The organism is Granulosicoccus antarcticus IMCC3135, from assembly GCF_002215215.1.
GTDB classification, from domain to species: domain Bacteria; phylum Pseudomonadota; class Gammaproteobacteria; order Granulosicoccales; family Granulosicoccaceae; genus Granulosicoccus; species Granulosicoccus antarcticus.
On record NZ_CP018632.1, the window covers coordinates 1927858 to 1940424 of the forward strand.

13 protein-coding genes are annotated in these 12567 nt (G+C 51.4%); all 13 read left to right on the forward strand.

Annotation, left to right across the window (positions count from 1 at the left end; translation table 11 throughout):
* Positions 1 to 131: 131 nt before the first annotated feature.
* A complete protein-coding gene (locus IMCC3135_RS08240) occupies positions 132 to 587 on the forward strand; it encodes a hypothetical protein (protein WP_088917168.1) in 456 nt (151 codons plus the stop codon).
* Positions 580 to 2829, forward strand: coding sequence for a flagellar hook-length control protein FliK (locus IMCC3135_RS08245; protein ID WP_088917169.1), 2250 nt, complete (start codon positions 580 to 582; stop codon positions 2827 to 2829). Before IMCC3135_RS08240 ends, IMCC3135_RS08245 begins: the two co-directional genes overlap by 8 nt.
* A 12-nt stretch (positions 2830 to 2841) precedes the next feature.
* On the forward strand, positions 2842 to 3306 hold the full coding sequence (locus tag IMCC3135_RS08250) for a flagellar basal body-associated FliL family protein (protein ID WP_088917170.1): 465 nt from the start codon (positions 2842 to 2844) through the stop codon (positions 3304 to 3306).
* 54 nt (positions 3307 to 3360) lie between these two features.
* Positions 3361 to 4254 (forward strand): FliM/FliN family flagellar motor switch protein, encoded by an 894-nt coding sequence (locus tag IMCC3135_RS08255; protein WP_088917171.1) that lies wholly within the window; start codon positions 3361 to 3363, stop codon positions 4252 to 4254.
* Between the two features lie 3 nt (positions 4255 to 4257).
* The gene (gene fliN / locus IMCC3135_RS08260) at positions 4258 to 4749 is read left to right on the forward strand and encodes a flagellar motor switch protein FliN (protein WP_205737961.1); all 492 of its coding nucleotides are present in this window, start codon (positions 4258 to 4260) and stop codon (positions 4747 to 4749) included.
* Between the two features lie 116 nt (positions 4750 to 4865).
* Positions 4866 to 5288 carry a flagellar biosynthetic protein FliO gene (gene fliO / locus IMCC3135_RS08265; RefSeq protein WP_088917172.1) on the forward strand — a complete coding sequence of 141 codons (423 nt, stop codon included), beginning with the start codon at positions 4866 to 4868 and terminating at the stop codon, positions 5286 to 5288.
* Complete coding sequence (fliP, locus tag IMCC3135_RS08270; protein ID WP_088917173.1) at positions 5288 to 6094, forward strand: flagellar type III secretion system pore protein FliP; 807 nt, start codon at positions 5288 to 5290, stop codon at positions 6092 to 6094. The genes fliO and fliP overlap by 1 nt, the downstream gene beginning before the upstream one ends.
* Positions 6091 to 6366, forward strand: a complete 276-nt coding sequence (fliQ, locus tag IMCC3135_RS08275) for a flagellar biosynthesis protein FliQ (RefSeq protein WP_088917174.1) — start codon at positions 6091 to 6093, stop codon at positions 6364 to 6366. The genes fliP and fliQ overlap by 4 nt, the downstream gene beginning before the upstream one ends.
* Positions 6366 to 7145, forward strand: coding sequence for a flagellar biosynthetic protein FliR (gene fliR / locus IMCC3135_RS08280; RefSeq protein ID WP_088917175.1), 780 nt, complete (start codon positions 6366 to 6368; stop codon positions 7143 to 7145). The genes fliQ and fliR overlap by 1 nt, the downstream gene beginning before the upstream one ends.
* Positions 7146 to 7149: 4 nt before the next feature.
* On the forward strand, positions 7150 to 8289 hold the full coding sequence (gene flhB / locus IMCC3135_RS08285) for a flagellar biosynthesis protein FlhB (protein ID WP_088917176.1): 1140 nt from the start codon (positions 7150 to 7152) through the stop codon (positions 8287 to 8289).
* A gap of 168 nt (positions 8290 to 8457) precedes the next feature.
* Complete coding sequence (flhA, locus tag IMCC3135_RS08290; protein WP_088917177.1) at positions 8458 to 10533, forward strand: flagellar biosynthesis protein FlhA; 2076 nt, start codon at positions 8458 to 8460, stop codon at positions 10531 to 10533.
* 46 nt (positions 10534 to 10579) lie between these two features.
* Entirely contained in the window at positions 10580 to 12151 is a 1572-nt protein-coding gene (locus tag IMCC3135_RS08295; RefSeq protein ID WP_088917178.1) for a flagellar biosynthesis protein FlhF, read from the forward strand.
* Positions 12148 to 12564 (forward strand): hypothetical protein, encoded by a 417-nt coding sequence (locus IMCC3135_RS08300; RefSeq protein WP_157735849.1) that lies wholly within the window; start codon positions 12148 to 12150, stop codon positions 12562 to 12564. Before IMCC3135_RS08295 ends, IMCC3135_RS08300 begins: the two co-directional genes overlap by 4 nt.
* The last annotated feature ends 3 nt before the right edge of the window (positions 12565 to 12567 follow it).

Genomic DNA, 12567 nt, shown 5'->3' on the forward strand with positions numbered 1-12567 from the left:
GTGACCAGATATCGGGACTTGTAGTGCCCGATTTTCTGGTCAAGCTGGCTAACACTCATACTATGTAATATCGACTGTACCTCACGAATTCGAGGCCGATAACTAGACATGAGCCAGAAAGAAGTGTGTCTATGAGTTCCCAACAATTGTCAAAGCTCGAAGCCTTGTCACAGACTCGTGCTGATCAATCAAGTGCTGCGGTTGCAAAAAAGCAAGCAGAGCTGAAAGTCATTGATCGTCAGCACCTCGAACTCAAGGCTATAAATCGAGAATACCAGGAAGGCGTGATCGGACAAGAGTCCATATCGCCGCAGCTACTGGCTCATCGACGAGCATTTGTTGCATCGCTTACCGTCAAGCTTGATGAATTGAAGCAAAAGCGCCAACAGCAAGATCATCAGCTGAAAGCGACGATTGTCGAGCAACAGCAACGCACAGCGCAAACAGCAGCGATTGCTACGATCGTCGAACGCAATGAGTTGAATGAGGCTGATGTAGCTGCCCGACGTGAGCAGGTTCAGTTGGAGGAATCGGCGCAGTCAATGAAGTACCTGCGTCAACAGGATTCGGAGAATAAGCATGCCTGAGCAAAATACTATCATCTCGGGTGGAACTCCCGCTTTGATGCAAACCTTGAAATCCTCAAAAGGAGAGTTGCAGGCTGGCGGAGATACTCCAGAGAATGGAAGTTCTCTGTTTTCCAGTAATTTGAGCCAGGCACTAGAGCAGCTCACGAATACCAGCGCCTCGCCTTCACCGGGGCAGCGGGTGAATGAGCAATCGCAGGCGGCTGCTCTGGCAGAGTTGAAGGGGAGCGCGAACGCGCCAGGTACTGAACAGATCAACCCCGTAATTTCTGGGAGACTACCAAAAGGTACTGATCAGAGCATTCTGGCAGGGGGCGAGGTTGTAGTAAGTCCCAAGTTGAATGAGGTCGAGATGCTGGTGGAAGGTGTTTCAACAACGTTGAACGCGGAATCTGCTGTTGCAGAAAATGCAGAGAGTACTTTTGAGCCCGCTACACAAAACGCAGCGATTGAGCGCTACGTGCCTTTAAGCTCAGCGGTGGCGGCTGCTGATGGGACGACAGCCTTGCAGACTGAAGAAGCACAAGCGCTGAGGCTGAATGATACGTTGACACCACCACCACCACCACCAGCTGCTGCTGCTGCAGGTGGTGGATCAACAACCTTGCAGAGGGAAGGCGCACAGGCGCCAAAGCTGAATAGTACATTAACGCCATCAACGGTTGCAGTTGATGGTGGCATGACAACCGTGCAGGCGCAAACATCGCCGGAACTACCATTGAAAGGTACGGTAATACCCGCCGTACCTAAAGCAGTACTGCCAGAAAATACTGTAGGAGCACCGAACAGCTCGATTGCGAGTAACCTGCCTGAAGAGCTTGCGGAGACTACCGGGCAAGCCATTTCGATTGCTCGGGCCGGACAATCGGACCCTGGTGCAGTTCCGTCCAAGACGGTTGTGGTTCCTGAGCTAACAGCGCCAGTCACGTCGATTCAAACCGACACGCGAGCCACTGCTCTGGATTTGCCGGTCAAGGAAGGATTGAAGGCGAAAGTTGACCATTTTGGAGGGCAGCAACCCGTTGCTCCTGCAATGCTGAAACCATCGGTTCAACAGAGCCCTGAAGCAACTTTACTGACAGCCTCAACGGGTAATGCGGGCACGGGAATATCGGGTGAAACTACCAATGCAGTACACGCACCGATAACTCCTGCACTGGCAGCTCAGGTCGACAAGAATACGCTGTTACAACCTTCGCAGGCAAGCAACGGTGATGCAGTAAAGCCTCTTGTCACGAACAACGAAGGGGTGAAGCAAGCGGAGGTGTCAGTTCTACAGTTGCAACAGAATATTGAAGTTGCCAACAAGGAAGTGGTGAAAGTTGCGAGCACTCCGCTGCAAGGTACCGAGCTTGCAGCTGTCAAGTTGCCTCTATTGCAGCCGGTCGAGATGGTACAGACGGTTGCTTCACGATTGGCGGCCCACCGGCTGAATTCCAATAGCATCAATAGTGTGGCACACAGTGAGTTGCCTCAGTCTACGCTGCCCGTTAGTGCGGCAGATGGGCAGACTCTGATGGCTGCCCCAGATGCTAAGACGACGGTCCAGCAGCGCATTGCTACAGCGGAAGCCTTGCTATCGAAAATGAGCGTAGATACCAATGATGCGGTGTTGAACAAGGCTGATGCAGATAATTCACTTGCGGCAATACCTGTCACTAATGTTGCCACTGTTACTGGCGTGCGTACGGATGCGATGTCGGCTCCAGTTACCCAGGCTCCATTCAATATCCCACTTGATTCTGCCGATGCTGAGTCAGCGCTGACGGGTAACGTCAAGTGGATGGCTAATGAAGGCGTCAAGAATGCATTCATGACAGTCACACCAAATGGCATGGGACCGATATCTGTAAAGATTGGAATTGAAGGGGACCAGATGGAGGTTTCGATCACAGCAGCTCAGCACAACACCCGAGAGGCATTGGAGTCGATGTTGCCGCGTTTACGGGAACAGTTGGCAGTGCAGGGACATGAAAGTGTAAAGGTGGATGTATCAGACGGTAAGAGTGAGCAGTCACGATCCGGAAATGGCCAGACTTTTGCAGACTCGCGCGGTTCTGCAGGCTCAGGGTCTCAGGAAAATCAAAGTAACAGTAGTAACCATCAGGAAAAGACAGAGTATGGCCGTACGAGCGGATTGGACATGGTTCCAGATAGCTTCATGGCTGAAGACTTGCAACGTGTTGCAGCAAGAGTCACTGGCGAAAATCATGATCGCCCTGTGTTTGACGCCTATGTATAGAGGGGAGTTTGTATGAATAAAATGATCATGATCGGTGGTGGGGCGCTTTTACTGGTTGGTGCCAGTGTAGGTGGTTCTCTATTTCTGACAGGGGCATTTGACAAGGAGCCCGTTGTAGCGGCTGCAGCTGAAGCGGCAGTGGAAGAGCCATTGCCTGAAGAAATTCTGTATCACAATGTGCAACCCGAGTTTGTCGTGAACTTTCAGGGCAAGACCCGAATGAAATTCATGATGATAGAAATGGTGGTTGCAACCCATGATGAGAAGGTGCTGACGGTCCTGGATGATCACGATCCTGAGCTGCGTAACACTTTGTTATTGCTGCTTTCGCAACAGGATAGTGAAGTACTGAAAACCGTAGAGGGTAAAAAGGCATTACAGACAAGTGCAGTAGAAAGTATCGATGAAGTCGTTAGCAAGTACTACCGTAGCGACCGAATACTCGATGTTCTTATCACGCGATTGGTAATGCAATAGACCCTTGGTTTAATCGCTCAAGTTCGAGTGACGAATCCGACTGGTGAGATAAACATGGAACAAGAAAATAAAAAGGAAGCGTCGTCGTATGACTTCGTACATCCCGGACACAAACTCAACAAGCAATGGCCTGTACTGGATCTGGTCAATGCACGTATCGCAACAGCATTTGGTACCTCTTTAGGTGATCGTCTACAGATACCGTTGATTGGCCAGGCGGTGCAAACCACACGCAGCAAGTACATGGACAGTGTTCGCTCCATTGGGCCAACAGGGATTGTCCATGAATTATCACTAAGCCCTCTGGAGGGTGTCATATGGTTCTGCATGGATACCAGTGTAGTATCTGCGTTGGTAGATAGCTACTTCGGTGGTAAGGCAGAAGTAATACCACTCGAAAAGCCGCGTGAACTATCACGAACCGAAAAGCGCGTTATGCAACACATTGTTGATGCAGTGCTTGCCGCCATGACGGATGGTTGGTCAATGGTTCTGAAGGGAAACGCTGCACTGGTCCGACCGATAGATGTCGGCCGATTGAACAATGCACCACTTGAGCAGGTCATGGTGACCAGCGACTTGAAGCTGCAGCTGGGTGAGCTGGAGCTACCGTGTCAACTGGTCTACCAGTTCGAGACACTCAAGCCTTTGAGCGAGCAGCTTGAACATGAACCTACAACGACCTCCAAGCAAGATCACGCTTTCAGTGAGGCTTTACGCACAGAGCTGATGCGCTGTGAGCTTGATATTCGCGGAGTGCTATCGGAGTCGCGGATAACGTTGGGTAAACTGCTCGAGTTGAAGGCAGGTGATTTCATACCCCTTCGTGACGTGCAAACAGTGTCTTTCAAGACACAGCAAATGCCATTGTTTGATGCCCGTGTTGGCAGCAGTAATGGACGTGTTTCAGCCAGCTTGTCTCGCTGGCATCTACCTAACGGTCATTAAGTCATGTCTGAAGACAATACAGCACGCGATATGCCTGAAGCCGAAGATACTACTGCGGCAGATGCCGCAGCACCAGATGCGGAAAATTTCACGGATGTGGATCCTGCTGCGAATGCCGGAGCACCCGAAGCAGAGGGAGCGGGCGCTCCTGCTGCAACAGGCGAGGAGTCGGTACGGTCGGTAGAAAGGCCTGATCTTGGCAATGGTCCGGAAGCAGACTTGCAGGATCGTCCTACCGCCGATATCGCCATGATTCTGGATATTCCGGTGACGTTGTCGATGGAAATCGGACAGACGCGTATCTCGATCAATGAATTGCTGAAGCTCAGTAAGGATTCTGTCATCGAATTGCAGCGTATGGCAGATGAACCCATGGATGTACTGGTTAACGGCACGTTGGTTGCACATGGAGAAGCGGTGGTAGTCGGAGACCGTTTTGGTATTCGGCTAACCGATGTCATCAGCCCGCAAGAACGTTTACGCAAGTTTGGCTGAAGCCGTTGTCTCGTAGAGGGACCGTGATGTTGGCCACCATTTTGCCCCCTGGCTAGTTGCCAGGATGTAGTAAGCCTGCCTGCTAGAGCGACAGGTAAATACACAAGGAGAAGTACATGTTCCGTCTTGTTACGGCGCGTATTGCGCTGATCGGTGCGGGCTGGTTCTGTGACTCGGCGTTTGCAGCGGAGACTGGTAACGTGGTCATATCGCCGCTAGCTACTCTGGGAAAACTGGCTATTGCGCTGATACTGGTATTGCTGGTGTTCTGGGTATTTGCACGCGTCATGCGGCAGTTGCAGGGAGCCAGGGGTGTCATTCACAGTGGTCTTAAAGTCGTCGGAGCTCTATCGCTGGGGCAGCGAGAACGTGTGGTGGTGGTACAGGCTGGCGATGCTCAGTTAGTGCTCGGTGTTACGGCTACCCAGATAAACACCCTGCATGTACTGACAACTCCTCTGAGTAATAATGGCACTGCAGAGATAGGGGATTTTCGACAAAAGCTCAGTGCTGCACTGAAACGGCAGGTTGCCGACTGATGAAAGTCACTGAGAAATCGGGACGGACTGTCCGCACTCACTCGATCAGCCGCGCAAAGTTCTCCTGCCTCCTTGCGGGTGGATTGCTCGCTGTGCTTTTGCTCCCCTTGCCAGCCTATTCACAATCGGGTTTGCCCGGGATCGTGCTCGATTCGACCGAGGGCGGTGGACAGACCTGGAGTTTGAATATCCAGGCACTGATCCTCATGACAACGCTGGCGCTGCTGCCAACGATATTGTTATTGATGACGTCTTTCACACGCATCACCATTGTGCTGGGGATACTACGTACCGCCATGGGCACGCCGACAACCCCTTCCAATCAGGTTCTTATTGGCCTGGCGTTGTTTCTTACACTGTTTGTCATGCGTCCTGTGTTTGAGGAAGTGCATGAAACGGCGGTCAAGCCATTCATGGCGGAACAAATCAGTGCTGAGACTGCTATTCAAGTGGCGGCCGAGCCTTTTAGAAAATTCATGACTCAGCAAACCCGTGATAACGATCTGCAGCTTTTTCTCAACATATCCAACTCACCGCCACCGGCGGGTGTGGATGATATTTCCTACTGGGTGCTGTTACCGGCTTTTGTCACTAGTGAGTTGAAAACTGCTTTTCAGATAGGTTTTCTCTTTTTCATACCGTTCCTGATTATCGATTTGGTCGTGGCAAGTGTGCTCATGTCCATGGGTATGATGATGCTGTCGCCATTGATCATTTCGCTGCCATTCAAATTGATGCTATTCGTGCTTGTGGACGGGTGGAATCTGGTATTGGGAACACTGGCTGGAAGTTTTTTTATCTCATGACACCTGATATGGTTATTGATCTGGGGCGGGGAGCCTTGACGGTGACCGTGATGCTCAGTGCTCCCTTGTTGCTGGCAGCTCTGTTGACAGGTTTGGTTGTGGGGCTTTTTCAGGCCGCAACTCAGATCAATGAACAGACCTTGAGTTTCATCCCCAAGCTCTTGTCCATGGTTATCGTGCTGATCGCAACGGGTCCGTGGCTGTTACAGACGATTCTTGACTATACCTCAGAGCTTATTGTTGAGACAGTTCCCCGAGTGTTGGGTGGCTGATGTCGGCCCTGAGCTTTTCCGCAGAACAGATCAACAGCTATGTGGGGTTGATCATATGGCCGCTAATTCGAATAGCCGGTGCGATGTCCATTTTGCCGGTGCTTGGTGGTGGTGAAGTTCCAGTACGCGTAAGGGTCGGGCTTGCTTTTATATTGACCATTGTCGTGGTGCCTTCACTAGGCCCGATGCCGCAGGTTGATCCTCTGTCGGTTGACAGTATTGTGATCTCGGCCCAACAACTACTGATAGGGGTTGCGATGGGGCTGGTGGTGTTGATTGTTTTCAACGCTGTGACGATGGCAGGGGAGACCATTGCCGTCACGATGGGGTTGGGGTTTGCGATGCTGAACGATCCGCAGAATGGTAGTCAGGTACCGACAGTCAGTCAATTCTATGTGATCATGGCAACTTTATTGTTTCTGTCGTTGGACGGTCATCATTCCATAATAATGTTGATAAATGGCAGTTTCACCGTACTGCCGATAGGGCAGTCTCTGGGTGAAGGTGCGTTATGGTTGCTCGTCTCATGGGCCGCCATCATCTTCAAGGGGGCGTTGTCTATTGCTCTGCCCGCACTGACAGCCATGCTGACAACCAACCTGGTCATGGGGGTCATTACTCGAGCGGCACCTCAACTTAACCTGTTTTCGGTCGGATTTCCAATCACGATGACCGTCGGGTTTCTGTCGATTCTTCTGACATTGCCGACGTTTCAGGCGGCTTTCGAGTCTTTACTGCGCATGTCGCAGTTAACCATAGTCGAATTTTTGAGGAGCTAAGGCGGTGGCCGGACAACAGGATAGCGGACAGGATCGCACAGAAGACGCGAGTCCGAAACGTCTGGCCGATGCGCGTAAAAAGGGAGATGTTCCTCGATCGAAGGAACTCAATACGGTACTGATGCTACTGGCTTCATTGATTGGATTTGCCATTCTTGGCAGCAATGGTGTCAATGCCTACAAGGAGATGGCGAGTAATCAATGGAAGATCGATCGTGAACGATTGTTTTCCGATCAGGTTATTCTGAATGGCCTGCATACGCCATTCGTAGAGGCTTTGTGGATCTCCGGTCCGTTCCTTGTGCTGATGTTTCTGGCAGTTTTTATCGGTCCGTTGTGCATGGGCGGCTGGGTATTTGCGGCCTCTTCGCTGAAGGTTGATCCCAGCAAGATGAATCCGCTCACTGGATTGAAGCGAATGGTTGGTATACAGGGCCTGGCCGAGTTGCTGAAAGCGCTGCTGAAGGTCATCTTGCTGGGCGGGATTTCTGTATTGCTTTTCAGGGCGAATGTAGATGATTTTCTCAGCCTGGGTCGTTTGCCTCTGGAGCAGGCTATCAACAAATGTTTCGGAATCATCTTTTCGATCATTTTGATACTTGTGCTTTCCTTGAGCCTGGTGGCTCTGATTGATGTGCCGTATCAAAAATGGCAACACGCCAAGAAGTTACGTATGACGATGCAGGAAGTGCGTGATGAGAGCAAGGAGCAGTCGGGTAACCCCGAGGTAAAGGCGAAAGTACGCCAGATGCAATACGCCATGGCAAACAAGAGCATGCTGGCGGATGTGCCAGATGCTGACGTCATCATTGTTAATCCGACACACTTTTCGATTGCACTCAAGTACAGCGAAGACTCGGTAGCCCCTGTGGTCGTGGCGAAGGGCGTGGACCATATGGCTCTGAAAATCCGGGAAATCGGAAAAGAGGCCAATGTGTCCATTTTTAGTGCACCACCATTGGCCCGTGCGCTGTATCGCAACAGCGAAGTGGGTGAAACCATTCCATCTGAATTATATCTTGCGGTCGCACAGGTATTGGCCTACGTGCTGCAGGTAAAACAAATGAGTTTCCCTGAACAGCGACGATTGGTACCACCCACTGATTTGCCGGTACCTGAATCGATGCAGGATAAGAAACGCTAGTTCGGAATGTACATGAGTGTGAAGTCCTACCGTACTTACCACCTGTTCGGTAGTGCTCTGGAATGGAATCAGCCTCGAACAAAACTTGACGTACCGAATAGACCAGATAGACCAGTTACCGTTGATTCGGGCCGTTGTCATATGAATAGGTTGGGGTGATTTGTGAGCATGCAGAACACAAGACGTTTTTTAAGGGAATTGCAATTTACCGGTTTAGGCGCACCGTTCCTGGTGCTGCTGATGCTGGTAATGATGGTATTGCCGATACCGACAATCGGTCTCGATCTATTGTTCACCTTCAATATCGCGCTTTCGCTGATCGTACTACTGGTAACGGTATATACGAGCCGACCATTAGAATTTTCTTCCTTTCCCACAGTTCTTCTAGTCGCAACCATGTTGCGTCTGTCGCTAAATATTGCTTCCACACGTGTCGTTCTGCTTGAAGGACATACCGGTACGGCCTCTGCTGGCCAGGTTATCGAATCTTTTGGTAATTTTGTTATCGGTGGTAACTACGCGGTAGGTTTTGTTGTATTTGCGATTCTGGTCATCATCAACTTCGTTGTCGTAACCAAAGGTGCAGGGCGTGTGTCTGAGGTTAGTGCACGCTTTGTTCTTGATGCCATGCCTGGCAAGCAGATGGCTATCGATGCTGATCTGAATGCCGGTCTGGTCGATCAGGATGAGGCACGTCAGCGCCGAGCCGATATCGGTCGTGAAGCAGATTTCTATGGTTCGATGGATGGTGCAAGCAAATTCGTCAAAGGCGACGCGATCGCTGGCTTACTGGTGCTGTTCATAAACATCATCGGAGGCCTGGCAGTAGGTGTTGGTCAGCATGGACTCAGTTTTGGCGAAGCCGCCCATAACTACACATTGTTGACGATTGGTGATGGTCTTGTTGCACAGATCCCCTCATTGCTTCTGTCCATGGGGACGGCCGTCATCGTTACTCGAGTCTCTGCCGCCGAAGACATGGGCGAGCAGATATCCTTGCAACTGTTCAAAGATCAACGTGCACTGGTCCTTACGGCTGTGCTTATTGGGGCACTGGGTGTTGTTCCGGGCATGCCGAATCTCGTATTTTTGACTCTGGGTGCTGGTCTGGGAACGTACGCCTGGTACACACGAGACAAATACAAAGAAAAGGAGGAGGTCGAGGAAGTGGTTGCCAGGCCCGACAAGCCTGCGGAGCTGAGTTGGGATGACGTTCGTACTACCGATATTCTGGGACTTGAGGTTGGCTTTGGTCTGATTCCGCTGGTGGATGCACGGCAGGGCGGTAAGCTGCCGGACAGAATCAAGGCGGTACGTCGCAAGCTCACAGAGGAGCTGGGCTTTCTGATTCATCCCGTACACATTCGGGATAACCTTGATCTGCCCCCAACACGCTATCGGATTTCCATTCTGGGTGTGACTGAAGGCGAGGCAGATCTTTATGCCGACAAGGAATTGGCTATTGGTAGTGGAATCGAGAGCAGTGCGCTACAGGGCATAAACACCAAGGATCCTGCCTATGGCATGGACGCGGTTTGGATACGGGTGGACCAGCGCGATAGTGCGCAGGCATTAGGTTACACCGTTGTCGATCCGGGCACGGTTATAGCGACGCACATGAGTAAGTTACTCATGCAACACGCCGGCAGTTTGCTTGGTCATCAGGAAGTACAGTCTCTATTGGACACACTCAAGAAGAGTGCTCCGAGACTGGTTGAAGATCTAGTGCCAAAGATGTTGCCTTTACCGACGGTGGTCAAAGTGTTACAGAATCTGCTTGATGAAGGTATACCCGTCAAAGACATGCGCTCCATCGCCGAAACGCTGGCGGAGAAGGGCACACATACAACTGACTCGCAAGACCTGACCGCAGCTGTCAGAGTCGCACTGCGGCGCCAGATTACCGGGCAGCTGACCTCATTCGAGGAAACTCTGCCTGTTATAACTCTGGATGCAGAACTTGAAAAACTCTGCCTGAATTCGGTGGCATCGGAAAACAGCGGAGGATTGGGAATTGAGCCAGGTCTTGCTGAACGCCTCTACCAGTCATTGGCCGACAGTGTGCATAGACAGGAGGTCAATGACGAGCCTGCAGTGCTTCTGGTCAGTCCCAAGCTCAGGCCTTGGTTGGCAGGTATGGTTCGTCACACAATTCCCCTATTGAAGGTCCTGGCCTACAACGAGATTGCCGAAAACAAGAGGTTGAAGGTAATAGCGAATATCGGTGGCGAATCAATTGCCTGATGTTCGTTCGTTAAATCCCCGTCGCCAACCCAACTAGATACCAGACATGCAACTGAGAAGATTTACTGCTGATAGTACCCCTGCTGCGCTGGCTTCCGTGCGCCAGGCCTTGGGTGATGACGCCATCATTCTGTCTAATCGCAGAGTCGGCGATCAGGTTGAGATTATCGCTACAGGCCAGCTGGATGAGGTATCAGAGATGGTTGACTCCAGTGTGGACGGGATCCCCGTCGCAGCACTGGCGGGCAGAGCTGATCAGAGTCAACAGGCTTATGCTTCAAAATCACTGAGTGGAACCCATGAGCAACACATGGGGCCGGTGCTGATTAACGCCGATTCCATGGCTGAAATCGCTGGTGCAGATGAGACCATGTCGGCCTCGTCGACTGCACGGGCACTTGAGACTATTCGAAATGGTGCAGAAGGTGTTGATGCACCTCGCTCGGTCTCTGATGACACCGTTTCGATATCGGGCCACAGACAGAATTTCAATTCCTCGGATGCAGACTCATTGTCTTTGAAGGGGATCAAGCCTTCACTGGCCACACACGGGCGTGCCAATGGAGTTGACAGCAGTGTCACAGATTTGGGGTCCAGGCGTAGCGAAAGCTTAAGCTCTCAGAAGAGCAGACCTGCTGGAGAGCAGACACTGGCTTCGCTGGGCGCAGCGCTTGAAGCGCAGACCGAAATGTTCAATCAGCATTTCAGAAGTCTGGAAGTCAACTTGTGGGGGAGCAAGGCCCCCAATCGCAGTTTGCACCTACAACAATTGCTGTCTCTAGGCATCGGAGCTGAGCTGGCCGTCAGGCTGGTAGAGAAAACGTCTCCGGATCTATCCGTAGATATGGCGTTAAGACAATCATTCGCCATGTTGAAATCTTCATTGTCGATTGCGCACGACAAAACGTTCTCAGTGCCAGGTGTTACCGTCTTGTATGGGCCACCAGGGGGGGGGAAGACCACAGCCTTGATCAAGCTGGCCACAGAACATGTCAGAAAGTTCGATAATCAATCCATTGTCATCATTTGTGCTGATACAAGGCGTATCGGGGCATTCGAGGAGCTACAGGCCTACGGTCGCCTGTTGGGAGTACCGACGGTGCACGCGCATGATTCTGCCGAGTTGGCAAGTCTGACGACGGCCTTCAAACACAAGCGTCTGGTATTGATCGACCATACGTTGCCAATGGCTGAACGCACTCTGGAATTGCCTCCGGGCCTGATGCGTCCGGACAACCAGGATTCGGTCAGGCATTTGTTTGCTTTGCCTTCGATAACTCAGGCAGCCACTGCTGAAGCTCTGATAGCAAAGCACTGTGTAGGACGCCCCATGCACTGCGTTCTGACCAATCTGGACACCAGTGCACGGTTGGGAGAACTGCTCAATGCCATCATTCGACATGATTTGCCCGTCGCATACTGGTCAGACTCCGCCAGTGTACAGCGCCCATTACAGAGGGCAGACGCTTCAGTTTTGATCGCGACGGCCGTTGCTATGAGACGACGCATCGAACAATCGGTGGATGATCATTGGCTACATCGCCTTGTTCAACCTACCAGTGATTTGTTTGAAGAGTCAGTCGAGGATGTTGCCGGCTCCGTGCGAGCTCTCCCATGAATGGACTAATTATCGTCTGTATGGGGCTGATAGCCATGGTGGGTGTCATTTGTACGGTGATGTACTCGCGACTACTGGGCTTTCACGGCCAGATGAATTCCCAGCGAGAGCAGCTGGACCGGATTGAAATCAGTCTTCATTCGATGGTGGAGTTGCAGGGCAACATGCAAAAACGAGTTGATCAATTAGCTACAGACGTGCATCAGCGCGAGGTCTATCACGGATCTGATGATCGTCATCAACTTGCCATCAGTGATGCAAAAAAAGGATGTGATATGGCTACACTGATTCTACGGCACGGTCTGTCTTCAGACGAGGCGGCGTTGATCTTTGCTCTGCATGGTGGAAGTGGCTCTGTTATGGAAACTGAAGCCGAAACCGAGTCTCTGGATACATGGGCCGGGAGTGAATGATAA